The sequence below is a fragment of the Streptomyces sp. NBC_00576 genome (genome assembly GCF_036345175.1).
GTDB lineage: Bacteria > Actinomycetota > Actinomycetes > Streptomycetales > Streptomycetaceae > Streptomyces.
Genome location: NZ_CP107780.1, coordinates 3,641,614 through 3,664,982, shown reverse-complemented (window position 1 = coordinate 3,664,982; position 23,369 = coordinate 3,641,614). Strand labels below are relative to the sequence as shown.

The following is a 23,369-nucleotide window of genomic DNA, read 5'->3' as shown; positions in this document are numbered from 1 at the left end:
GGGCAGGCAAAGGCAGGCAATGGCAGTTCATGACACGCGTCATGACGGTTCGTACTCGCCCGTCGCCCCGTCGATCAGCTCCCGCACGACGTCCATGTGCCCCGCGTGCCGCGCCGTCTCCGCCGTCATACGGACCAGGACCCAGCGCAGCGAGCACTCGTCGTCCCGCCACGTCGGCTTGCCCAGGGTGTCCAGGGGGAGTTCCGTCAGTACGCGGTCGGCGGCGGCGCGGGCGCGGGCGTAGAAGTCGGTGATCTGGGCGGTGGTCTCGTCGGGGCCCGCGGTCATGTCCTCGCCGAGGTACGGGTCGAACCAGAAAGGCTCCGTCTCGCGGCCGAACGTCTCCACGAACCAGCCGTACTCGACCGACGCCAGATGCTTCACCAGCCCCAGCAGACTCGTGCCCGACGGTGTCATCGGCCTGCGGACCTGCTCCTCGTCCAGGCCCTCCAGTTTCCACAGCACCGCGTCCCGCTCCTGGTCGAGCTTCGCGCGCAGCGTCGTCGTCTCGTCATCGGCGTACAGCATGTCCCGGACCACCTCTGCTTCTGTTCCGCTTCCGCGTACTTCCGTCGTTGCGGCGGAAATTATCAGCGGCCACTGACAACCAGCTGCGAATATCACCCTCATGTCTGCGCCCGAGCCCACCACCCCCGTGCATGCATCCACCCTCGCCCCCACCCACACCTCCGCCTTCGAGCAACTCCTCGCCGAAGGCGCCGCCGTCCCCACCGACGGCTGGGACTTCTCCTGGTTCGACGGGCGGGCCACCGAGGCGCGGCCCTCCTGGGGGTACGCCCGGGCCATGGGGGAGCGGCTGGCCCGCGTGTCCGCCGCGCTCGACGTGCACACCGGGGGCGGCGAGGTACTCAACACCGCCCCGAAGCTGCCCCCGCTCACCGTCGCCACCGAGGGCTGGCCGCCGAACGTCGCCAAGGCCACCGCGCTGCTCCACCCGCGCGGCGCGGCGGTCGTCGCCGTACCGGACGACGCGCCGCTGCCCTTCGCCGCCGACGCCTTCGACCTGGTCGTCAGCCGGCACCCCGTCTCCGCGCACTGGACCGAGATCGCCCGAGTCCTGCGACCCGGCGGTACGTACTTCGCCCAGCACGTGGGGCCCGCCAGCGCGTACGAACTCGTCGAGCACTTCCTCGGACCGCAGCCGGACGAGCGGCGCAGCGGGCGCCACCCCGACCGTGAGCGTGCCGGCGCGGAAGCCGCCGGGCTGGAGATCGTCGACCTGCGCGCCGAGCGACTGCGGATGGAGTTCTACGACATCGCTGCCGTCGTGCACTTCCTGCGCAAGGTGATCTGGATGGTGCCCGGTTTCACCGTCGATGCGTACCGCCCGCAACTCCGGTCCCTGCACGAACGGATCGAGGCCGAGGGTCCTTTCGTGGCGCACAGCAGCCGCCATCTCTTCGAGGCCCGCAAGCCGTCCGGCTGACCCGCTGACCTCGACCGACCGGAGCCCCTGCTTCCGGTGCAGAAGAAATCTGGCGCGAACTGGCGAGTGACTGCCGATCGATCTGCCGAGCGCCTGCCTTGGCCAAGCCGGCCCTTGAGTCGCACCTTGATCTTCGCGTCGCCGGATAATTGGGGCGATCTACTGCATTACGTAACTTATCTCCAGCAAACTTCCGGATATCGTTCGCTGGCGTCCGAATATTGGCGAAATCTCAGCGAGGGGGGTGGGGGTGACCAGGGTCGACCGGGACCCCTCGCTCGATGCGCGAGACATGTGTGCGTATGCCCGAAAAGGCTTCACGAGGTTTCCACATCGTTATCGCGGGGGTTCGTGAGCGCGGGGTGTCGTCGCGTAAATTTAGGTAAAGGTAATTCGCGTGAGCAAAGCGCGCGGGTGGCACCGTGCAGAGGAGGGGCCTGCGCGGTGCCGTACCTACCCCCCTCGGGGCTCGTCCGAGTCTGCCCCGCTCCTGCTCAGTGGTCCTCCGGTGCCGCGCCGTCGGCCCGGATCAGGAGCCGTACGCCCCGCCGTACCCCCCATCGTTCCAGCGCCCCGGCCTCCGCCTCCAGGACCGACCGCACCCAGGGGCGGGGGAGTCCAACTCGGCCCGGGCGCATGGTTCTTACCGTCCGGACCCGCGCGTTTGCGTCCAGATAGGCGACGTCGATCGCGAACCGCATCCCGAATGTGTGAACCGAACTCGCGGGCGTCAGCAGCAGTGCGCCCTCGATTCCGTCCCGGCCCAGCAGCCCGCGCCGGCGTGCTCGTCCCGACTCGGCGAGCTCCAGCGGAACCGGCTCCGGCGTCTGGGCGGTGGTGAATGTGGCCATGGCTGCGAAGTTAGCGAGGGCGTCAAGCCGGCGTTCGCGACCGGGTCGCCCTTGGGAGGGACGCCGGGCCCGAAGGCATCGCCCGCACCCGTCCGGTATCCGAATCGCGCTGAAGCGGCCGGGGGTCTGCGCCATGGGGGTGAAACGTGCCGGATCCCTCTGGATGTCCTCGGATCCCTCGATTTTTCCTGGGAATCAGCTGTTTTCCAGCCATGATCCGGCCATGAAAACGGCCTTCCGGGGCCATCCACGCGTCGTCGGGCGACTTCGGAGAGTAGTTGTTCGGCGCTGATGCGCGCAGCATCACTCACGAAGGGTTATGGTGGAAGCCCCCCCTCGGGCCGGTCCGTCTCCCCCCCCACGGACCGGCCCGTTTTTTTGTGCCCGCGACGAAGCCAGCCGGATACCGCCGCCCTCCGACCCCTTCTCCCCGGGCGCAGGGACCCGTTCCCCAGGCCTCGGTTCCCCCAGGCGCAAGACCCCCCGCCTCGCAGCGGTACGCTTCCTCCTCCGGGGATCGCCACCCCCGAGGACCGCCATACGGGCAGGGATCGCGCCAGGGATTGCGCTCGGCCGCGCCTGTCCGATCCGTACGGAGGGGCTGACAAACACGTGAACCTGCGCGAAAACCTGCGCCGGCTGCTGGTCAGGGTCTACACACGCAGGGTGGAGGGCCACCTCGACCACGACCAGGTGCCCAAGCACATCGGCGTCATCGTGGACGGCAACCGGCGCTGGGCGAAGGCGGCGGGCTCCACCACCGCCCAGGGGCACAAGGCCGGTGCGGACAAGATCGAGGAGTTCCTCGGCTGGTGTTCCGAGACGGACGTAGAGGTCGTCACTCTCTGGCTGCTCTCCACGGACAACCTCACCCGTCCGCAGGCGGAGCTGGCACCGCTTCTCGGGATCATCGAGAACGTTGTGACCTCCCTCGCCGCCGACGGCCGCTGGCGCGTCCACCACGTCGGCAACCTCGATCTGCTCCCGGGTCAGATGCAGAACCAGATCAAGGAAGCCCAGGAGTCCACCGCCCATGTGAAGGGCGGAATACTCGTCAATGTCGCCATCGCGTACGGCGGCCGGCAGGAGATCGCCGACGCCGTGCGCTCGATGATGCTCGACGCCCACGACAAGGGCACCTCGCTGGAGGAACTCGCCGAGAACGTGGACATCGACCTGATCGGCAAGCACCTCTACACCAGCGACCAGCCCGACCCCGACCTCGTCATCCGTACCAGCGGCGAGCAGCGGCTGTCCGGGTTCATGCTCTGGCAGACGGCCCACTCGGAGTACTACTTCTGCGAGGTCTTCTGGCCGGCCTTCCGCAAGGTCGACTTCCTGCGCGCCCTGCGCGACTACGCGGCCCGCCACCGCCGCTACGGCAATTAAGAGCTCCGCCGGTCAGGTGGTTTTTCGCTGCCGGCAGGTGGGGGCTGGTCGCGCCCCGCGGCGGAGCCGCAGATCGACACAGACCCGCGCCGCTTAACGGCTTTGGGACGGAAGTAACAAGGAGTTCACCAGCGCGCCGCCATGTGGTGTGGCATGGCCGCGCATGTTCGAGGGCATAAGGCAAGCAGGTCGACACCCGAACCACGGGTGTCGTATCTCAGCGGACGGCACGGGGCCGTCCGCCCGGGAGGCCCTTTGCACCAGCCCGACCGTGTGGTCACAGCACGGGCGAACAGGCGGAGGGCCGGTTCTCGGCCCGCGCATTGCGGCCGTCGACCGGTCCAGATCTCCTTCGTCGCTCCCCGACCTCATCCGAGGGGGTACGTCCTTCCGTGGTGACCAGCACAAAGCGCCGTATGCCAGACCGGCGCACCTATGTTCTCGACACCAGCGTCCTGCTGGCCGATCCAGGCGCCCTGAACCGCTTCGAGGAGCACGAAGTCGTGCTGCCGATCGTCGTGGTCACGGAACTGGAGGCCAAGCGGCACCATCCCGAACTCGGGTACTTCGCCCGACAGGCGCTACGCCTGTTGGACGAGTTCCGGGTCCGGTTCGGTCGTCTCGACGCCCCGATTCCGATCGGGGAGCTGGGTGGGACCGTCCGTGTCGAGCTCAACCACTCGGACCCCAGCGTGCTGCCAAGCGGCTATCGCCTGGGGGACAACGACTCCCGCATCCTCGCGGTCGCCCGCAACCTGCAGGCCGAGGGGTACGACGTAACTGTCGTGTCGAAGGACCTGCCACTCAGGATCAAGGCCTCGTCCGTCGGTCTTCTCGCCGAGGAGTACCGCGCGGAGCTGGCCATCACGGGCTCCTCCGGCTGGACCGGAATGTCCGAACTGACCCTGGCCGGCGAACAGGTGGACCTCCTCTTCGAGGAAGGGCACGCCTACGTCCCCGAGGCCGCCGAACTACCGGTGCACACCGGTCTGACGATCCAGTCGGAGCGAGGCAAGGCTCTGGGGCGCGTCACGTCCGAGGGCAACGTCCGCCTCGTACGCGGGGATCGCGAGGCGTTCGGTATCAAGGGGAGGAGCGCCGAACAGCGGATCGCGCTCGACATCCTTCTCGATCCGGACATCGGGATCGTGTCGATGGGCGGCCGGGCCGGCACCGGCAAGTCGGCGCTCGCGCTGTGCGCCGGTCTGGAGGCCGTGCTGGAGCGGCGGCAGCACCAGAAGGTGATGGTCTTCCGGCCGCTGTACGCGGTGGGCGGGCAGGAACTCGGCTATCTGCCCGGCTCCGAGTCCGAGAAGATGGGCCCCTGGGCGCAGGCGGTCTTCGACACCCTGTCCGCGGTCACCAGCCGCGAGGTCATCGAAGAGATCACCTCGCGCGGCATGCTCGAAGTGCTGCCCCTCACCCACATCCGCGGCCGGTCGCTCCACGACGCGTTCGTGATCGTGGACGAGGCGCAGTCGCTGGAGCGGAACGTCCTGCTCACCGTGCTGTCCCGAATCGGCGCCAACTCGCGGGTGGTTCTCACCCATGACGTGGCACAACGGGACAACCTGCGCGTCGGCCGGTACGACGGTGTCGTAGCCGTCGTCGAGAAGCTGAAGGGCCACCCGCTCTTCGCGCATGTCACCCTCAACCGGTCCGAACGCTCCCAGATCGCCGCCCTGGTGACCGAAATGCTGGAGGACGGGCACATCTGACCCTCGTTGTGTAGATAGGGGAGTTGGCGATATCGGCGCCGTCCGGCAAAAGGCGAAGAGCCTAGCTGGGCGGCGCTTCCGCGTCTGCGGCTTTCCTTAAATCACCTGGGGCAAACGAGGTGTGAGCTTTCACACGCAACTCAGAATTGCCACCCGGCGTCCGGTTGCGGCAGAGTCTCACTCCTGTCAGGCCCCGCATACGACACATCTGTACCCCCAGTAGTACGGCACCACAGAAGCACCGCCTTCAACTCCATACCGTCGTCGTATGCCGCCCGCACACCACGCGGCGCTCCCCGCAAGGGAGTTGCCCGGCGGGCCCGTGCCTCCCGTGACCCCGCAGTTGGGAGGACAGCGTCTTGGGGCAAGATTGCGTCCGCCAGGGTCACCGAAGCGGGCGATGCTGGAAGGAAACCGTGTGAGCCGGATTTCGGTCCGGGGACTGGCAGTGGCCTCGGCCACCGCGGTCACCGCTGTCGGCGCAGTGACTGGTGTGGCCTCGGGCCAGACCGCGACCCCCAACGACGCCGAGGCACTGGTAGGCGACACCACGCTGCTCACGGACATTCCCGTGGGTTCCCAGGCCCAGGTGCAGACCGCGTCCCTGACGCAGCAGGCCGACGTTCAGGCCATCGCCGCCGACGTCACCGCCAAGAAGGACGCCGAGGAGTCTGCCCGCAAGCAGGCCGCCAAGGACGCGGTGGCCAAGCAGAAGGCCGCCGAGAAGGCCGAGGCGGAAGCCAAGGCGCGCAAGGAAGCGGAAGAGGCGGCCAGCCGTTCCGCGGCGCGTGAAAACGCCTACTTCCCGGTGCAGAACTCGTACTCGATCGCCGACGTCCAGGACATGGCGCGCCAGATCGTCCCGGCGGACCAGTTCCAGTGCTTCAGCAACATCGTGGACCACGAGTCCAGCTGGAACTACCAGGCGGACAACCCCAGCTCCGACGCGTTCGGCCTTGTGCAGGCGCTCCCGGGTTCCAAGATGTCCTCGGCCGGCGCCGACTGGGCGACGAACCCGGCCACCCAGATCAAGTGGGGCCTGAGCTACATGAACGACCGCTACGACAGCCCGTGCGGCGCGTGGAACTTCTGGCAGGCCAACAACTACTACTAAGTCTTCTGGGCCCGCTGCGTCTGCTTCGGATTCTGCGCTCAGTTGTCTCAACCTTTCCGAGCCCCTCGCCGTCCTTCGGTGGGGGGCTTCGGCCGTGTACGGTCAGACGCGGACCGCTGCTCCCGAGGCTCGCGAGCTGTAGGGGAGAGCGGTGGGCAGAGGGAGAGACGGGGGACGAGGGCGGATCATGTCGCGAGTGCCGCAATGGCTCGGCCGGATCGGTGTCCGGCTGACCGAGATGGGCGAGCGGTTGGACGCACGCCGGGCCGAGGTGGAGAAGGAGCACACGGACGACGGGCTCTCGCCGCACGGCACTGAGCCACCGCGCCGACCGGACAGCTCACGGCCCGCGCCACACTCCGCCCCCGGACGCGGGCCCGAGGACACGCCCGGGCACACGTCCGCGCACCCGCCCGAGCACGAACAGTCTCCGTCCGCCGTCACCGCTAGCACCCTCACCGATTCTGGCGCGGTCGCGGTCGCAGTCCGGCCCGAGCCTGCCGCCGTCGTCCCGTGGGGCGTACGGGTCGCGGCCGAGGCGGGCTGGCGGTTGCTGGTGCTCGCGGGCACCCTCTGGGTGCTGATGCGGGTCATCAGTGCCGTCCAACTCGTCGTCTTCGCCTTCGTGGTGGCGCTGCTCATTACCGCGCTGCTCCAGCCCGCGGTCGCCCGCCTCACCCGCTGGGGCATGCCGCGCGGGCCCGCGACCGCGCTCACCGCGATCCTCGGGTTCGTCGTGATGGGGCTGATCGGCTGGTTCGTGACCTGGCAGGTCATCGAGAACACCGACCAGCTCTCCGACCAGGTCCAGGACGGCATCGACGAACTGCGCAACTGGCTGCTCAACAGTCCCTTCCACGTCACCGACAAGCAGATCAACAAGATCGCCGAGAACCTGCGCGACGCGATCGGCGCCAACACGGACTCGATCACGTCGGTGGGCCTGGAGGGCGTCACGGTCGTCGTCGAGGCGCTGACCGGCATACTCCTGGCGGCCTTCTCGACCCTCTTCCTCCTCTACGACGGCAAGCGCATCTGGGAGTGGACGCTGAAGCTGGTCCCGGCGGCGGCCCGTCCCGGTGTCGCCGGCGCGGGCCCGCGAGCCTGGCACACACTGACGGCCTATGTGCGCGGCACGGTGATAGTGGCCCTGATCGACGCCATCTTCATCGGCCTCGGCATCTACTTCCTGGACGTGCCGATGGCCGTCCCGCTGGCCGTCTTCATCTTCCTGTTCTCCTTCATCCCGCTGGTGGGTGCGGTCGCCTCGGGCGCCCTGGCGGTGGTGGTGGCGCTGGTGACCCAGGGCGTCGTCACGGCGGTGGCGGTGGTGGCGGTGGTGCTGGCCGTGCAGCAGATCGAGGGCCACATCCTGCAGCCGTTCATCCTGGGCCGCGCGGTCCGGGTCCACCCGCTGGCGGTGGTGCTGTCCGTGGCGGCGGGCAGCATGGTGGCGGGGATCGGCGGCGCGGTGGTCGCCGTACCGCTGGTCGCGGTGACCAACACGGTCGTCGGCTATCTGCGCGTGTACTCCCAGGCCCACACCCAGGATTCGGCGGTGCTACGCCACGCACCGCAGCCGCGCGGAGCCACGTCGGCGGAGATCGCGCTGACCAGGGCTCAGCGGGTTGCCGCGCAGCCTGAGCAGGGTGCGCCGCCCTCCGACCCGCCTGCGTAGGCCCCAAGGGGCGCGGGGCTGTGACACTGGCGGCTCCGCCGCGTGGGCGCGCGACAAGCCCCCACCGGCCCGCAGGCGAATGAACCCGCACAAGGGGTCAGTTGAGCACCTTGAGGGCCGGCCCCAGGGCGATGAACAGCGGGATCAGTGGGGCCAGGGCGGCGGCCAGAAGGGTGGCGGCACGATAAGGCGCGTCCAGGCGCGGTGGAGGCGCCAGGAGACGCTCGACCCGGTCGCCCAGCTGCCCGCGGGTACACGCGCAGGACAACACGCCCCGGTGCCGGTTGAGTTCGATCAGGGCGAGTGCGGTGGTGCGGTGGCCGCAGCGCCGGGACGCGGTGTCGTCGGCGGCCAGTTCGACCAGGCGGTGCGTCTGGTTCCGGAAGTGGGTGAAGACCGGGACACGCGGGAAGCCGGTGGCCAGCGCCTGCGAGAGGTTCAGCAGCCAGTCGTGGCGGGCGCGGGCGTGACCGAGTTCATGGGCGAGTACGGCGTCCAGCTCGTGGTCGGACAGCCGGCGCAACGCGCCCGTGGTGACGACGAGTTGGGGCGTCGGCCCGGGCATCAGCCAGGCGTCGGGATACTCGTCCTCCAGAACCAGCAGCGGCCCCCGGGCAGCCGGGAAACCGGCGGGCAGGTCCGGCGCGCGCTCCCGCAGATGTACGCGCCGCAGTCGACGCCGCCTGCGCGCCTCCGCGAGTTCCCGGGCGAGCATGGCGACCGTCCAGGCCGCCCCGCAGGCCAGCAGCAGCGTCAGTACGGTGAGCCAGACGGGCGCCCGCCCCAACTGGTAGGCGGCGGTGACCGAGGGCGGCGCCGGCGCGAAGGCGTGGGCCCGGACCGTGCCGAACGCGGCCGTCGTGCCCAGCAGCAGCGCGGCGAGGCAGCACACCAGGACGGTGGCGACCAGGCACTGCCACACCCACAGCCCCAGCACCGGCTCCCGGTCGGGCCAGCCGGCCCGGGTCAGCACGCGCGGCAGGACGGCGGCGGCGGTCAGGGCGACGGCGGCCATCAGCGCCAGGACGACGGTCATGCGGGTGGCTCCCTCAATCGGAGAAACACGGTCCTCGCGGCCGGTACGACGAAGGCGGCGACGAACGGAGTGAGGGTCCGTCCATTGTCGGACGTACCGCGTGCCGCGTCCAGTCACCCGCCCCGACCGGCGAAACGCGGCTGCCCGGCGGCTACTCGGCGAGGATCGCCTCCGCGTCCAGGGTCGTGCCGACGGCCTGGACGACCGCCGCGATCCTGAACGCCGCCTGTACCGTCTCCCGGTCGACGCCCGCGCCGCGCAGCACCCGCTCGTGCGCGTCCAGACAGGCTCCGCAGCCGTTGATCGCCGACACCGCCACCGACCACAGCTCGACATCGGTCCGCTCGACGCCCGGGTCGCCGAGGACGTTGGCCCGCAGACCGGCGCGCAGCCGCACGTACTCCGGGTCGGAGAGCAGATGGCGGGTGCGGTGGAAGACGTTGCTCATCGCCATCACGGCGGCGGTCGAGCGGGCGGCTGTGTACGCCTCCGGTGAGAGGCGCGCCCTGGCCTCCGGCGCCAGCTCGCGCAGCACATGCGGTGAACGGGACGCGATCGCGCAGACGAGCACGGTGCCCCACAGCCGCTGCCCGGTGAGCCCGGAACGGTCGATGACCGAGCGCAGATTGAGGCGCAGGTCCGCCGCGTAGTCCGGCAGGGCGGACTCGAGTTCCGCGAGGCTCATACCCACTCACCACCATTGATCAGGGGAATCGATACAATCTGTCATGTTGATCAGTGAAAGCTATCAGTTCGGGTGAGGGGTACGGGTATGGCCGCGGCCAGGAACACCGATGGGCGCCGTCGGCCCAGTCTCGCCCAGTTGCGTGCCTTCGTCGCCGTCGCCGAGCAGCTGCACTTCCGGGACGCCGCCGCCGCGATCGGCATGAGCCAGCCGGCTCTCTCGGGCGCCGTCTCCGCCCTGGAGGAGGCCCTCGGTGTCACCCTGGTGGAGCGCACCACCCGCAAGGTGCTGCTGTCGCCCGCCGGTGAGCGGCTCGCCGTACGTGCCCGGGCCGTGCTGGAGTCCGTCGACGCGCTGATGGAGGAGGCCGAGGCCGTGCGCGCGCCCTTCACCGGCGCCCTGCGGCTGGGCGTGATCCCCACCGTCGCGCCCTACCTCCTGCCCACCGTCCTGCGGCTCGTCCACGACCGTTTCCCGGACCTCGACCTCCAGGTCCACGAGGAGCAGACCGCCGGCCTCCTCGACGGGCTCACCACCGGGCGCCTCGACCTGCTTCTGATCGCCGTCCCGACCGGCATGCCCGGCCTCCTCGAACTCCCCCTGTACGACGAGGACTTCGTGCTTGTCACGCCCCTCGACCATCCACTCGGCGGGCACACGGACATCCCGCGTGAGGCGCTGCGCGAGCTCGACCTGCTGCTCCTGGACGAGGGGCACTGTCTGCGCGACCAGGCGCTCGACATCTGCCGCGACGCCGGGCGCGTGGACGCCCCGGTCACCGCCACGGCCGCCGGTCTGTCGACCCTCGTCCAGCTGGTGGCCGGCGGCCTCGGCGTGACGCTGCTGCCGGACACCGCTGTCAGGGTCGAGGCGGGCCGCAGCGACCAGCTCCGCACCGGTCGCTTCGCCGCCCCGGCCCCGACCCGCCGGATCGGCCTCGCGATGCGCGCGGGCGCGGTGCGGGGCGCGGAGTACGAGGAGCTGGCGGCGGCTCTGCGGGAGGCGCTGAGACCGTTGCCCGTACGGGTGCTGGGCGACTAAACAGGTGACTGTTCGATCAAATGAGCGTCGAACAAAGACCGTTGAACGGCGAGAGATTTCAACTTCCGTCAGGTAGCAAGACCCCGGTCTGCATATGCGCCCGGACTGATACACATACCCCCTCAGTGCTACGCGTCAGGCGTATGTGCGAAATGGCGATGGGCAAGGCCAAGGGGAGTGATGTCGGTCATCCGCGATTCCATATCCGCCACCGCCGCCGCGTCCGCATCCGCCCGTGACTCCAGACCCGAATCCGAATCCCCGGATTCCCTTGGCCGGATCGGCTACGGCCTGCTGCTGAACTCCCTGGCCGACTGCGGGCGCGAGGAGTTCACCGGGGCGCTGCACGCGGCCGGCAGCCCCGGCGGGACCTTCCACTTCCGGCGCGGTCTCGTCGTCGGCGCCGAGAGCCCGGGCGCCCCCGGCCCGGAGGCGCTGCTGCTGCGTTCCCGCCGGATCAGCGGGGAGGACTGGGCCGAGCTGGTGCGGGAGGCCGGGGGAGCGCGCTGGCCGGGCGCGGAACTGATCAGGCACGGGTACGCGGGCGCCGTCCAGCTGCGCGTCGTCTGCATGATGGCGTTACGGGACGCCGTCTTCGCGGTCGTCGCCGGCCGCGTAAACGCCTGCGAACGCGACCCCGGGGCCGAGCCGCTCGCCCCCGTCCCGGTGGGCGAGGGGCCGGTCCGCCTGCTCCAGGACGCCAACCGCAAACTGGCCGCCCTCGCCGCCCTGCCCCACCCGGTACGCCCGAACCGTGAGCGTCCGAGCCCGAGTTCGGCACCGGTTGCAGTCGCTGAGGGGCGACTCACCCCCGTACAGCAGGAGTTGCTTGCCCACGCCGACGGCCGGCGGACCGCCCGTGACCTCGCGTTCCGTACCGGCCGGGGGGTGTACACGGTGACGGTCGAGGTGGCGCGGATGACCGGTGCCGGGCTGCTGGAGTGCGCCGAGGGCGCCGCGCCCCTCCCGGTCGTACGGGTGCCGCAGGAGGGACTGCGGCAGCGCAGGCCGCCCCCGCCGTCACCACCTCCGCCACTGCCGCCCCCGTACGTCGACCCTGCCGTCGTCACCCCGCTTACCGCCCTGCCCCGCCGTGAACCCGGCGCCAGTGGCATCACCGAAACTCTCGTCCCGGAAAAGCGCGGGACGAGCTGGAAAGGGTTCTTCCGCATGCGGAACGGAACTCATGATTAATAGAAGTCATAGGGGAGTTGAGTACATGGACCACAATGCGCTGGCCATGGAAATGCGCGATCTGCGCGAAAAAGTGGAAGGAATCACCGACACGGCAATTGCCGCCACCGACGGACTGCTCATAGCGGCGGACACCGCGGAGTCGATCGACCCCGAAGGCCTCGCCGCCATCGCCGCCGCGGGGCTCGGTCTCGCCCGCCGGGCCGCCCAGGCGACCGGCCGCGGCACCCTGCGCCGGACGGTCACCTACGGCAGTCAGGGCTGTGCCGCGTTCTACGCCGTCGGGGACACCGCGCTGATGGTCGTACTCGGCGACGAGGGCGTCGACCTGGACCGGCTGCACCGCGCGACCCAGCCGGCGCTGCGCCGTATCGGCTCGATCCTCACCGCGACGGACCCCGCCGTGGCGACCGAAGGAGTGTGAAGGAAAGGATGGCGACGAAACGCATGACCACAGGTTTCTCCGACCAGGTCATGAGCCTGGTCAAGGCGCTCCGTACCGATGCCCCCGAGTGTGTCGCGTCCGGGGTGGTCGACATGGCCACCGGGATGCTGCTGTCGTACGAGACGGTCGACAACCATCCGCCGGAGGTACTCGACCTGCTGGCGGGCGCGACCCTCGACCTGTTCCAGGGCCGTACGGTCGTGATGATCGAGGACGTGTTCAAGGAACGGCGGGGCACCCCGAGCGACCAGCACTTCTTCCAGGAGATCCTCGTCAACAGCGAGAACCTCACTCACCTGTTCGTGCGGCTGAACGAGCAGCAGGACGTCGTCGCCGTGGTCGTCTGCCGCAAGGCGGTCAACGTCGGCATGCTCTTCGCCCAGGTGCGGCGGGTGGTCAAGGAGTACAGCCTCTGAGCGGAACGCCGACGGGCCCCTCGAGGGGCCCGTCGGCGGGGGTGCGCGGGAGGGTCACTCCGTGCGCAGGCCCTCCGCGCGCATCAGCCGCAGCAGCGGCGGCAGGCTCAGCAGCGTCACCAGGAGGACGACTCCCGCGCCGATGCCGGTCATCGCCAGTACGGCGGCCCAGTCGACGTGGACCGACCTGCTCGTCATCTTCAGCAGGACGACGCCCAGGGTCAGTCCCACCACCGACGACAGCATCAGCCCCAGTCCGATCGGGATCGCCGTCTGCCACAGCACCGACAGGCTCAGGGTGCGCCGCCGGGTGCCGAAGGCGACCAGGGACGACAGCAGCTTCCGGCGCTCGCGCAACTGCTCCAGCTGCGAGACCAGCAGGCTCACCCCGATCAGCAACAGGACGCAGGTCGCGCCGACGAAGAGGCCGGTGCGGATCGAGTTGAACTGCTTGGTGCGGTCGCTCGACGTCCAGGTGTCGGGCGCCGTGAGAGGGTCGATCCGCGCCGCCGTGTTGCGGACCAGGTCGTGGGCGTCCGCCACCTCGGGGTCGAGGCCGATGAAGATCCGTCCGGCGGCCTCCGCCACGGTCTCCTTGGGCAGGGCGCCCGGCGTGGCGAGGATGCCGCCGTGCTCGACCCCGGACGGGTCCTCGCGCACGCCGGCCTGCTTGAGGCCCGCCGGCACCGTCCAGGCGTCCGACGGCTTCGTCGTCGCCAGGGCGCGGTCCGAGCTGATCCACAACTCCCGGCCCGGCTTGACCATTCGGGGCGTCACCGTGTCGTACTCGGCGCCCCGCACGGTGAAGGCATCGCCGTCGCGGCACGAGGGCAGATGGCCCATCTCACGCAGCGTCGCGCAGTCGCCGATGGTCAACTCGACAGAGTTTTCCGGGTCTTTGGCCTTATCGCCGACCGAGGCGGAGGAGATCACGGTGATCTTCCGTACGCCCTTGGTGCTGGTGAGCTTCTGGGCGGCCGAGGCCGGGGAGACGTTGTCGGGAACGCTGAACTCCATCTGGGCCCGGTCGAGGTCCTGGTCCGACGCGGTCGTGTAGGCGCCGGAGACCCCGGCGAAGAACATCTGCAGCGCGATCGCACCGGCCACCGCCACCGCGATGCCGTTCACCATGCGCGCCGCGGTACCGCTGCTCAACTGGAGACGCCGGACGGCCAGTTGCCAGGAGAGCCCGCCGGAGCCGAGCCGGGCGACGGTCGCCTCGACGACCCAGGGCAGCAGCGCGGTCACCCCGACGAGCAGCAGCGTGACACCGGTGATGACGAGGAGGTCGTTGAACTGCCCGGCGTCGTTGCCCTGCCCGATCATGGGAGAGAGCGCCGCGATCCCGCCCAGCGGCATCAGCAGCCGCCACCACAGCCGACGGCGCGGCGGCCTGGCCGTACGCACCACGCCGAGCGGTTCGATCACGACACCGCGCAGCGCGAACAGGGTGACCAGCACTGCGGCCACCGGGACGGCGACCCCGACCAGGACGGCCAGCGCGGGAGCCGGATTCAGATCGCTGGGGAAGACGCTCATGTCGAGGATTTCGACGTAGCCCGCGGCCTGACGGCCGATCAGGAAGAAGACGGCGCCGAGGACGAGCCCGACCGCGGCGCCCGCAAAGGCCTCGCCCGCCGCGATCCGCCGGGTCATCATGCCGTCGGCCCCGACCAGCCGCAGCGCGGCCAGCCGCCGGTCGCGCCGCTCACCGCCGAACCGTACGGCCGTGGCGATGAAGACACCGACCGGCATCAGCAGCACCACGAAGACGACGAGGGTGAGGAGGAGCAGGACGGGGTCCATCCCCTCGGAACTCGATTCCAGATCCCCGAACCGGTTGATCCGCGCGTTCACACCGTTGGTGAGGTGCTCCGCGAGATTGTCGGCGCCCCGGTAGAAGGCGAGTTCGGCCGGTCCCCTGAGCCCGTTGTCGTCGATGGTGCCGACGATCCGGTCCGGCAGCCGCTCCCGCAGCAGCTTGCCGTCGCCGGACTTCAGCAGCCTTTCGAGAGCGGGCGAGACGACCATCTCCCCGGCCGCGGGGAGTTTGTCGACCCCCGGCGGCAAGGGCGCCCGTGGCCCCTCGGCCTCCAGTGCCCGCCCGCGTATGTCGTCGGCGCGGAAGTTCGTGTCCGCCATGGCGACGAGCAGCGTGTTGTCGGCCTTCGGCATCTGCGTGTCGACGTACATGATGTTCGTCCGGGCGCTCTCGCGATCGCCCCGGGCCGCCAGGGCGCTCGGGATGGCGGTCGTCAGCAGCAGCAGCGCCACCCCGAGCCCGACCCCGACGGCCGTCAGCAGGACCCGCCCCCAGCCCTCGCGCCCGCCCGTGAAGGCGAACCGGACCCCCAGCCCCAAGTCCCTCGTCCACTGCCGAGCGCTCATACGACGCGCTCCATGTCCCGTGACTTCCCGTCCCGTACGACGATCTCGCGGTCCGAGTAGGCGGCCACCCGTGCCTCGTGGGTGACGAGCACGACGGCCGCGTTGGTCGACCGGGCGGCCTCGGTGAGCAGCTCCATCACGCGCTCGCCGTTGAGCGAGTCGAGGGCACCGGTGGGCTCGTCGGCGAACAGCACCCGGGGACCGGTGACCAACGCGCGTGCGACGGCAACCCGTTGACCCTGACCGCCGGACACCTCGCCGGGCCGCTTGCCCTTGAGGTCGTCGACCTCCAGCCGCTCCATCCAGGACAGTGCGGTCCGCTCGGCCTCCTTGCGGGAGGTCCCGTTGAGACGGAGCGGGAGCGCCACGTTCTCGACGCAGGTGAGTTCCGGGACGAGCTGCCCGAACTGGAACACGAACCCGAACTCGGTGCGCCGCAGCTGACTGCGCTGCGCGTCGCTCATGCCGGCCATCTCACGCCCGTTGTACGTGATGGACCCCGAGTCGGGCGGCACGATCCCGGCGAGACAGTGCAGCAGGGTCGACTTGCCGGACCCGGACGGGCCCATCACGGCGACGACCTCGCCGGGGTGGATCGAGAACTCGGCGCCGTCGAGCGCGTTGGTCGGGCCGTAGGCCTTGCGCAGTTCGCTCGCGACGAGCAGGGAACCGGGAGGAGGGGTCGAGGTCATCGGGCCGTCACCGCCAGAGCGAGTTTGTCGAGACGCGCGGCGGTCAGTTCCAGCCAGCGCAGATCGGCTTCGAGGTGGAACAGGGCGTGGTCGCAGATGAGCTGGTCGGCGAGGTCGCCCTTGCGCTTGCGGTCGGTCAGGATGCGCATCATCCGCAGGTGCTCGGAGCGCTGCGTGTCGAGGATGTCACCGGCGTTCCGGTGCGTGAGCAGCGCGAGGACGACCTTCGTGTAGAGGACCGACTGCAGATACGGCTCGGGCTTCTCGGGCGTGGCGAGCCACCGCTGTACGTCGGTGATCCCGGCGTCGGTGATCGCGTAACGCTTCCGCTCGGGGCCGTCGCCGGCCTCGATCCCGTCGACCTCGACGAGCCCGTGCTTCAGCAGTCGGGACATCGTCGAGTAGACCTGCCCGTAGTGCAGCGGGCGATCATGACCGAACTTCTCGTCGAAGGCCCGCTTCAGGTCGTAACCGTGTCGGGGGCCGGACTCCAGGAGTCCCAGAAGGGTGTGACCGATGGACATGGGGAGGACTATACGCACGGGGTATACGTGGTGTGTATACCTGCCGTGTATAGAGCGTGGGAGGGGGTGCGGGATGGGGTGTGAGTGCGCAGGTGGGAGCCGATTGTCACGGTTCTGTCACCGGGCACTCTCCGGCGGCGGGCGGGTGCATCTCAGTGCCGGACGGGCATCTTCAGCCCGTCCGGGGGTCCCCCCTCTGGGGGAGTTTGAGGACGAGGCCCTTCAGGCCGACGGGGGTCTGGGGGCGGAGCCCCCAGGGGGACGCCCGCGCCGAGGAATCGGCCCCGCTTCCCCCGGCAGCCTTCCCGCCTCCGCCAACGCCCGCCGCAACAGAAACTCGATCTGCGCGTTGGCCGAGCGCAGCTCATCCCCCGCCCACCGGGCGAGCGCCTCGTACACGGCAGGGTCCAGCCGCAGCAGCACCTGCTTGCGCTGCTGTTGCGGCCGCCGCTCGGGGCGCTCGGGGCGTTCGAGGTCCTCGGGGTTCTCACCCGCCGAACCCCCGGAGGGACCACTCACTGGTACAGGGACCCCGTGTTCAGGACCGGCTGCGCCGCTCGGTCGCCGCACAGCACCACCAGCAGGTTCGACACCATCGCCGCCTTCCGTTCGGAGTCCAGCTCCACGATGTCCTGCTCGGTGATCCGGGCGAGCGCGGCCTCGACCATCCCGACCGCGCCGTCGACGATCAGCCGCCGTGCGGCGACGACCGCCCCCGCCTGCTGCCGCTGGAGCATCGCGGAGGCGATCTCGGGAGCGTACGCGAGGTGGGTGAAGCGGGACTCGATGATCTGGACGCCGGCCGCCGCCACGCGCGCGTGCAGCTCGACGGCCAGCTTCTCGGTGATCTCCTCGGCGTTGCCGCGCAGCGAGAGCCCGTCCTCCTCGTGGGCGTCGTACGGGTACTCGATGGCGATGTGCCGGACGGCCGCCTCGGTCTGGGTGGCGACGAACTCGATGTAGTTGTCCACCTCGAACGTCGCCTGCGCGGTGTCCTTGACCTTCCACACCACGACCGAGGCGAGCTCGATCGGGTTGCCGTAGGCGTCGTTGACCTTGAGGACGGCCGTTTCGTGGTTGCGGACCCGGGTCGAGATCTTCGTGCGCGAGGTGAGCGGGTTCACCCAGCGCAGTCCGTCCTGCCGGATCGTCCCCCGGTACCGCCCGAAGAGCTGGACGACCCGGGCCTCGCCCGGCGCCACCGTGTTCAGGCCGCACATGGCGATGAAGGAGCAGAGGCCGACCAGGATGCCGGGCACGATCAGCGCGGCCTTGGCCCCGCCGCCGGAGACGGCCGTCGCGCTGACGACCATGCCGACGCCGAGCGCGAGTCCGACCAGCCCCACCAGCAGGGCGAGTCCGCCGCCGATGCTGTGGGCGGGAAACTCCCGGACCTGCGGGTCGGGCATGTCGGGCAGATCGGCGTCGGGATCGGTGGTCGGAGTGGAGTTGTCCGTGGTCATGGATGGCCCCCGTTTCATGGTCTGGTGTCGCCAGACCCTAGCAGTGTTCTAGCTAAGTGATATCACTTTAGCTCGCCCGGCAACCTTCCGCACCCCCCAGTAGTCGGTTCCAGTGGGGTGGGTGCTGATTGTCACGTCCGGAAAAGGCGGGATCGAAATCTCGTCGTCTTATCTGCCGGTGTTATTTTTCTGAGCTGACCTGAGCCACGAACCTGTGTGACGTGCGAGACGGAACACAAGAAGGAACCGGAGCGAAGCGAACTCATGGGACGAGCGGACGAGAGACGAGCGCGGCAGCAGCGCGGTGGCCGCCGCGCGGCGCCCAAGCGCTCGCCCAGAGACACGTCGACCGGAACCGAGCACGGGACCGAATCCGAGACCGGGACCGGGGGCGGCACCGCGACCGCGACCGCGACGGCGCCCCAGGGCCGGGCAGCCAGCAGGGCGGCGGCGCGGGGCAAGAGTGGCAAGGGCGGCAAGGAAGGTAAGAGTTTCATCCGCCGGCTCTTCACCTGGAAGAAGATCCTCGGCGCGTTCTTCGGCTTCATCCTGCTCGGCATGGGCGCCTTCATCGTGCTGTACCTGATGATCGAGGTGCCCGCAGGCAATGCCGCCGCGAAGCTGCAGAGCAACATCTACAAGTACAGCGACGGCACCGTCCTCGCCCGCACCGGCACGGTGAACCGCGAGATCGTGGACCTGGCCGACGTACCCAAGAAGGTCCAGTTGACCTTCGTCGCCGCCGAGAACAAGTCCTTCTACAAGGACTCCGGCGTCGACCTCAAGGGCACCACCCGCGGTCTGATCAACACGCTGTCCGGCAAGGGCAAGCAGGGTGGTTCGACGATCACCCAGCAGTACGTCAAGAACTACTACCTGGACCAGAACCAGACCGTCACACGCAAGCTGAAGGAACTGGTCATCTCGCTGAAGGTGGACCGCGAGAAGTCCAAGGACTTCATCCTCGCCGGCTACATCAACACCAACTACTACGGCCGCGACTCCTACGGCATCCAGGCCGCCGCGCAGGCCTACTACGGCGTCGACGCCAAGCGCCTCACCGTCGCGCAGGGCGCGTACCTCGCCGCGCTGCTCCAGGCGCCGAGCCAGTACGACTGGGCGGTCGCCTCCGACACCGGCAAGAAGCTGGTGACCGCGCGCTGGAACTACGTACTCGACAACATGGTCGAGGAGGGCTGGCTCGACAAGACCGAGCGCGCGGCCATGAAGTTCCCGGTGCCGAAGCCCCCGAAGGGCGCCCCGGGCCTGGAGGGCCAGACCGGCTACCTCGTCGACGCCGCCAAGGGCGAGCTGGCCAAGCAACTCGTCACCCAGGGCACGGCCAGCGACGCCGAGGACGCCAGGGCGCAGGTCGACGCGGGCGGCTGGACGATCACGCTCAACATCGACCGGAAGAAGCAGGTCGCGCTGGAGCAGGCGGTCAAGAGCCAGCTCACCAGCAAGCTCGACGCGAAGAAGCGCAAGGTCGACGGCAACGTCCAGGCCGGTGCCGCGTCCGTCGACCCGAAGACCGGGCGGGTGCTCGCGCTGTACGGCGGTGTCGACTACTTCAAGCACTTCATCAGCAACGCGACCCGGCGTGACTACCAGCCCGCGTCCACCTTCAAGCCGATCATCCTCGCGGCGGCCATGGAGGAGCAGGCGCGTACGCAGGGCGGCGATCTGATCAACCCGGACACGATCTACGACGGCACGAGCGGCCGGCAGGTCGTCTCCGACGGCAAGAAGGTCGGCTTCGGCCCGCCCAACGAGGACGACGACGACTACGGCGACGTCACCGTCCAGACCGCGATGAACAAGTCGATCAACTCGGTGTTCGCGCAGATGGGCGTCGACGTCGGGATGTCCGAGGTCATGAAGGTCGCCGACGAACTCGGCCTGGACACCGAGGGGTTGCAGGCGGTGCCCGCGCAGACCCTCGGCACGATGGGCGCGAGCCCGATGGAGATGGCCGGCGTCTACGCCACCCTCGCCAACCACGGCCGCAAGGTCACCCCGGCCGTCGTGCAGTCGGCCGAACACAAGGACCGTACGGTCGAGTTCGACTCCTCGCTCGGTGAGCAGATCATCACCCGCGAGGCAGCAGACACCGTCACGTCGGTGCTGACAGGCGTGGTCAACGACGGTACGGCCCGCGTCTCGGTGGCCCAGGCGAAGAACCGCAAGGGCCAGCAGGTGGCCGGCAAGACGGGTACGTCCGACGAGAACAAGTCGGCCTGGTTCACCGGCTACACGCCGGGTCTGGTCACCTCGGTCGGCCTGTTCGGCGAAGACACGAAGGCCCGCAAACAGGTCTCCCTGACGGGCGCCACGGGCCTCATCACGGCGGGCGGCGGCCGGATCAACGGCGGCGGTTACCCGGCGAAGATCTGGGCGGAGTACACCTTCGGCGCGATGGGCAAGGTGACCAAGTTCGACCTGGACGCCACGCAGGGCGCGGGCGTGAAGCCGACGCCGACGCCGACACCGTCCCCGACGCCGTCCCCGACGCCGACCCCGACGCCGACCCCGACGCCGACGCCGACGCCGACGCCGACGCCGACCCCGACCCCGACCCCGACGCCGACCCCGACGCCGACCCCGACCCCGACGCCGACCCCGACCCCGACGCCGACCCCGACCCCGACGGGCGGCGGGCCGGGCGGGATCACACTGGAGCCCGGAGACCCGGGCGACGGGCAGTAGGTACGTACGAGGAAGGGCCCCCGGTGATCACCGGGGGCCCTTCCTCGTACATGCGACCTCGTTCATACGACCGTGACCGCTCACGTCCGGTTCAGTTCGAACCAGACCACCTTCCCCGTGCTCAGCCGGGTCGCACCCCAGCGCCGGGCCAGCCGGTTGACGAGATACAGGCCACGCCCGCCCTCGTCCGTGGCCCGCGCCTGCCGCAGCCGCGGCAGCTGCGGTACGTCGTCGCCGACCTCGCAGCGCAGTACGTCGGTCCGCAGCAGCCGGAGGGTGATCGGCTTGGTCGCGTAGCGCACCGCGTTCGTCACGACCTCGCTGACCAGCAGCTCCACCGAGTCCGTCAGGTCCTCCAGACCCCAGCGGGACAGGGCGCGCCGGGCGAGCCGGCGGGCCCGGCCGGGAGCCGCGTCCTCCGGGTCCAGGTACCAGTACGCGACGTCGCTCGGCGCGATGCCGTCGAAGCGGGCGGCGAGCAGCGCGATGTCGTCGTCCCGGTCGCCCGGGCCGAGCATGTCGAGGACCTCGTCGCACAGGGCTTCGAGGGGCGGCGGATGGTCGGGCCCGGTCAGCTGGGCGGTCGCGGCGAGCTTCTCGCGCAGCTGCTCGATGCCGGTCCAGACGTCCCGCAGCCGGGACTCGACGAGCCCGTCGGTGTAGAGGAACAGGGTGGCGCCGGCGGGCGCGTCCAGCTCGACGGCCTCGAAGTCGACACCGCCGACGCCGATGGGCGCGCCGGACGGCACCTTCAGCACCTCGGCCCGGCCGCCCAGGTGCAGCAGGACGGGCGGCGGATGACCGGCGTTGGCGATGGTGATCCGGTGCGATACCGGGTCGTACACCGCGTACAGGCAGGTCGCCATGCGGTCCGTACCGAGCCGCTGGGCCTGTTCGTCGAGGTGGTGCAGGACCTCCTGCGGGGGCAGGTCGAGACCGGCGAGGGTCTGCGCAGTCGTCCGCAGCTGGCCCATGATGGCCGCGCTGGTCATGGAGTGCCCCATGACGTCGCCGACGACGAGCGCGACCCGGCTGCCGGGCAGCGGGATGGCGTCGTACCAGTCACCGCCGACGCGGGCGGTCTCGGCGGCCGGGAGATAGCGGGAGGCCAGCCGCACGCCTGTCGGGCGCGGCAGGGTCTCCGGCAGCATCGTGCGCTGCAACTCGTCGGCGATGTAGGCCTCGCGGCCGTACAGCACCGCCTTGTCGATGCCGAGGGCGCTGTGGGTGGCGAGCTGGGCGGCGACCAGCAGATCGTCCGTCTCGAACGGGATCCGCTCCGGCCGGCGCAGGAAGAGCGCGGCCCCGATGACCCGCCGCCGGCCGCGCAGCGGGGCGAGGATCGCGCGCTGTCCGTCCGGTACGTCCAGATCGCAGCCCTCGCCGAGCAGTTCGGGCAGGGCGGCGCGGGCGGCGGGCGCGTCCGCGAAGACGGGCCGTACGCCGCGCAGCACCTCGGCGAGCGCGCCGCCGGGACGCACCTCGCACAGTTCGGCGCTGACCGGGGACAGCTCGGGCGGGGGCTGCGGGACGGCGGAGGTGGCCAGGAAGCCGTTCTCGGTGTCCCGCTCCGCCGGAAGCCGGTCGGTGCGGCGCAGCCGCAGCACCAGCGGTCCTGTGGGCCGCTCGTCGCCGACGGGCAGCGGGTCGCGCAGATAGACGAGGATCGTGTCGGAGAACGTCGGCACGGTGGCCCGGCACAGCCCCATCACGATCTCGTCGAGGTCGATGCCCCGGGCGATCCGCCGGGTGGCGGCACCGACGAACCGCAGCCGGTCGCCGTCCCGCCGCATCGGCAGGGGGGTGCCGGCGGGGTTGCCCTGCCCGGAACGCCGCTCCTTGCCCGCAGATGCGCCCGAGAGCGTCTCGGCGCTGTCGGTGGGCCCGGGGACCTCGGCGGGCGCGCCGACGCCCGTGTGGTTGCCCGTGGCGTGGTTCTCGGCGGCGTGGTTCTCCGTGCCGGGGCGGGCCGTGTCACCGTCCGGCTGGACAGGGATGCTGTCCGGCGCCGGACGCGGGCGGTGCGCGTCGGGCTCGGTCGAGGACTGCTGGTCGGGCTGCGAGTGCTCGGGGCCGGGGATGGCCGGGGGGCCTGCGGAGTTGGGGCCGGTGGAGCCGGACGTACCGGTACCAGTACCCGAGCTGGATGCCATCGCGCCTGTTCCCGCCTCTGTTCCCGCTGTTCCCGCGTCGTGCGCGGCCGTACCGGCGCCGCCGACGGTCTCGGGGCACTCCGAGCCTGTCACAGAGCCTGCGGCGGCCTCCAGCCCACCGGCGGCCCCTCCCTGCCCTGTTGTCTGCTTCGGCAGCGGCAAGGCCGCCGCCTCCGGGGAACGCAGAAGCGCCCCGCGGGTGTCCGCGGGGTTGTCCGGCCGGCCGTTGTCCGGTCGCCGGTGCTCGTGCGAGGTGGGTTGCTCCGTCACGCGTGTCGAATCCATCCGTCCGGGGCTGCGCGTTGTACACGCAGTTGGTCCCGCCGACTTCCCGATACCCGGAATACGTGCCCCAGGAACGGAAAACCGGCGTGGTCAGGGGTTGTTCCTGATGCACCGGCGAGCCCTGTTCGGCCCGGACCGGTGTTG

The 23,369-nt window shown here is 70.1% G+C and carries 20 protein-coding genes; 10 read left to right on the top strand and 10 right to left on the bottom strand.

Annotated features, from left to right (window positions below):
* Positions 1-39: 39 nt before the first annotated feature.
* Positions 40-528 (bottom strand): DinB family protein, encoded by a 489-nt coding sequence (locus OG734_RS15320; protein ID WP_330288053.1) that lies wholly within the window; start codon positions 526-528, stop codon positions 40-42.
* 100 nt (positions 529-628) lie between these two features.
* Here OG734_RS15320 and OG734_RS15315 point away from each other — a divergent pair, with 100 nt between their 5' ends.
* Positions 629-1,447, top strand: a complete 819-nt coding sequence (locus OG734_RS15315) for a class I SAM-dependent methyltransferase (RefSeq protein ID WP_330288052.1) — start codon at positions 629-631, stop codon at positions 1,445-1,447.
* 494 nt (positions 1,448-1,941) lie between these two features.
* Here OG734_RS15315 and OG734_RS15310 read toward each other — a convergent pair whose 3' ends face one another.
* The gene (locus OG734_RS15310; protein WP_330288051.1) at positions 1,942-2,298 is read right to left on the bottom strand and encodes a DUF192 domain-containing protein; all 357 of its coding nucleotides are present in this window, start codon (positions 2,296-2,298) and stop codon (positions 1,942-1,944) included.
* A 612-nt stretch (positions 2,299-2,910) separates the two neighbouring features.
* Here OG734_RS15310 and OG734_RS15305 point away from each other — a divergent pair.
* The 4 genes from OG734_RS15305 (at position 2,911) to OG734_RS15290 (ending at position 8,197) form a co-directional block, all read left to right on the top strand.
* Positions 2,911-3,687, top strand: a complete 777-nt coding sequence (locus OG734_RS15305; protein WP_330288050.1) for an isoprenyl transferase — start codon at positions 2,911-2,913, stop codon at positions 3,685-3,687.
* Positions 3,688-4,079: 392 nt separating this feature from the next.
* Positions 4,080-5,405, top strand: coding sequence for a PhoH family protein (locus OG734_RS15300; protein ID WP_330288049.1), 1,326 nt, complete (start codon positions 4,080-4,082; stop codon positions 5,403-5,405).
* A gap of 400 nt (positions 5,406-5,805) precedes the next feature.
* Positions 5,806-6,519 carry a transglycosylase SLT domain-containing protein gene (locus tag OG734_RS15295; protein WP_443064862.1) on the top strand — a complete coding sequence of 238 codons (714 nt, stop codon included), beginning with the start codon at positions 5,806-5,808 and terminating at the stop codon, positions 6,517-6,519.
* Positions 6,520-6,706: 187 nt separating this feature from the next.
* A complete protein-coding gene (locus OG734_RS15290; protein WP_330288047.1) occupies positions 6,707-8,197 on the top strand; it encodes an AI-2E family transporter in 1,491 nt (496 codons plus the stop codon).
* A 97-nt stretch (positions 8,198-8,294) separates the two neighbouring features.
* On the opposite strand, the gene OG734_RS15285 is transcribed toward OG734_RS15290, so the two are convergent.
* Both OG734_RS15285 and OG734_RS15280 read right to left on the bottom strand, forming a co-directional pair.
* Complete coding sequence (locus tag OG734_RS15285; RefSeq protein ID WP_330288046.1) at positions 8,295-9,233, bottom strand: M56 family metallopeptidase; 939 nt, start codon at positions 9,231-9,233, stop codon at positions 8,295-8,297.
* 151 nt (positions 9,234-9,384) lie between these two features.
* Positions 9,385-9,918, bottom strand: coding sequence for a carboxymuconolactone decarboxylase family protein (locus OG734_RS15280; protein ID WP_330288045.1), 534 nt, complete (start codon positions 9,916-9,918; stop codon positions 9,385-9,387).
* 87 nt (positions 9,919-10,005) lie between these two features.
* On the opposite strand from OG734_RS15280, the gene OG734_RS15275 reads away from it, so the two are divergent.
* The 4 genes from OG734_RS15275 to OG734_RS15260 all read left to right on the top strand — a co-directional run bounded on the left by OG734_RS15275 (position 10,006) and on the right by OG734_RS15260 (position 13,014).
* Positions 10,006-10,959 (top strand): LysR substrate-binding domain-containing protein, encoded by a 954-nt coding sequence (locus tag OG734_RS15275; RefSeq protein ID WP_330288044.1) that lies wholly within the window; start codon positions 10,006-10,008, stop codon positions 10,957-10,959.
* Between the two features lie 180 nt (positions 10,960-11,139).
* Entirely contained in the window at positions 11,140-12,153 is a 1,014-nt protein-coding gene (locus tag OG734_RS15270; protein ID WP_330288043.1) for a MarR family transcriptional regulator, read from the top strand.
* A 25-nt stretch (positions 12,154-12,178) separates the two neighbouring features.
* Positions 12,179-12,577 (top strand): roadblock/LC7 domain-containing protein, encoded by a 399-nt coding sequence (locus OG734_RS15265; RefSeq protein ID WP_330288042.1) that lies wholly within the window; start codon positions 12,179-12,181, stop codon positions 12,575-12,577.
* A gap of 8 nt (positions 12,578-12,585) precedes the next feature.
* A complete protein-coding gene (locus OG734_RS15260; protein WP_319092234.1) occupies positions 12,586-13,014 on the top strand; it encodes a hypothetical protein in 429 nt (142 codons plus the stop codon).
* A gap of 54 nt (positions 13,015-13,068) precedes the next feature.
* Here the strand turns inward: OG734_RS15260 and OG734_RS15255 are convergent, their stop codons facing one another.
* The 5 genes from OG734_RS15255 to OG734_RS15235 all read right to left on the bottom strand — a co-directional run bounded on the left by OG734_RS15255 (position 13,069) and on the right by OG734_RS15235 (position 18,081).
* Complete coding sequence (locus OG734_RS15255) at positions 13,069-15,402, bottom strand: ABC transporter permease (protein WP_330288041.1); 2,334 nt, start codon at positions 15,400-15,402, stop codon at positions 13,069-13,071.
* The gene (locus OG734_RS15250) at positions 15,399-16,094 is read right to left on the bottom strand and encodes an ABC transporter ATP-binding protein (RefSeq protein ID WP_330288040.1); all 696 of its coding nucleotides are present in this window, start codon (positions 16,092-16,094) and stop codon (positions 15,399-15,401) included. The genes OG734_RS15255 and OG734_RS15250 overlap by 4 nt, the downstream gene beginning before the upstream one ends.
* Positions 16,091-16,618: a PadR family transcriptional regulator gene (locus tag OG734_RS15245; RefSeq protein ID WP_330288039.1), complete on the bottom strand. Its 528-nt coding sequence runs from the start codon at positions 16,616-16,618 to the stop codon at positions 16,091-16,093. Before OG734_RS15245 ends, OG734_RS15250 begins: the two co-directional genes overlap by 4 nt.
* A 222-nt stretch (positions 16,619-16,840) precedes the next feature.
* A complete protein-coding gene (locus tag OG734_RS15240; protein ID WP_443064861.1) occupies positions 16,841-17,137 on the bottom strand; it encodes a hypothetical protein in 297 nt (98 codons plus the stop codon).
* Positions 17,134-18,081: an SPFH domain-containing protein gene (locus OG734_RS15235; protein WP_330288038.1), complete on the bottom strand. Its 948-nt coding sequence runs from the start codon at positions 18,079-18,081 to the stop codon at positions 17,134-17,136. The genes OG734_RS15240 and OG734_RS15235 overlap by 4 nt, the downstream gene beginning before the upstream one ends.
* A gap of 264 nt (positions 18,082-18,345) precedes the next feature.
* Between OG734_RS15235 and OG734_RS15230 the strand changes: the two genes are divergently transcribed.
* Positions 18,346-20,787 carry a transglycosylase domain-containing protein gene (locus tag OG734_RS15230; RefSeq protein ID WP_330288037.1) on the top strand — a complete coding sequence of 814 codons (2,442 nt, stop codon included), beginning with the start codon at positions 18,346-18,348 and terminating at the stop codon, positions 20,785-20,787.
* 80 nt (positions 20,788-20,867) lie between these two features.
* Here OG734_RS15230 and OG734_RS15225 read toward each other — a convergent pair whose 3' ends face one another.
* Positions 20,868-22,940: a SpoIIE family protein phosphatase gene (locus OG734_RS15225; protein ID WP_443065087.1), complete on the bottom strand. Its 2,073-nt coding sequence runs from the start codon at positions 22,938-22,940 to the stop codon at positions 20,868-20,870.
* Positions 22,941-23,369 lie beyond the last annotated feature (429 nt).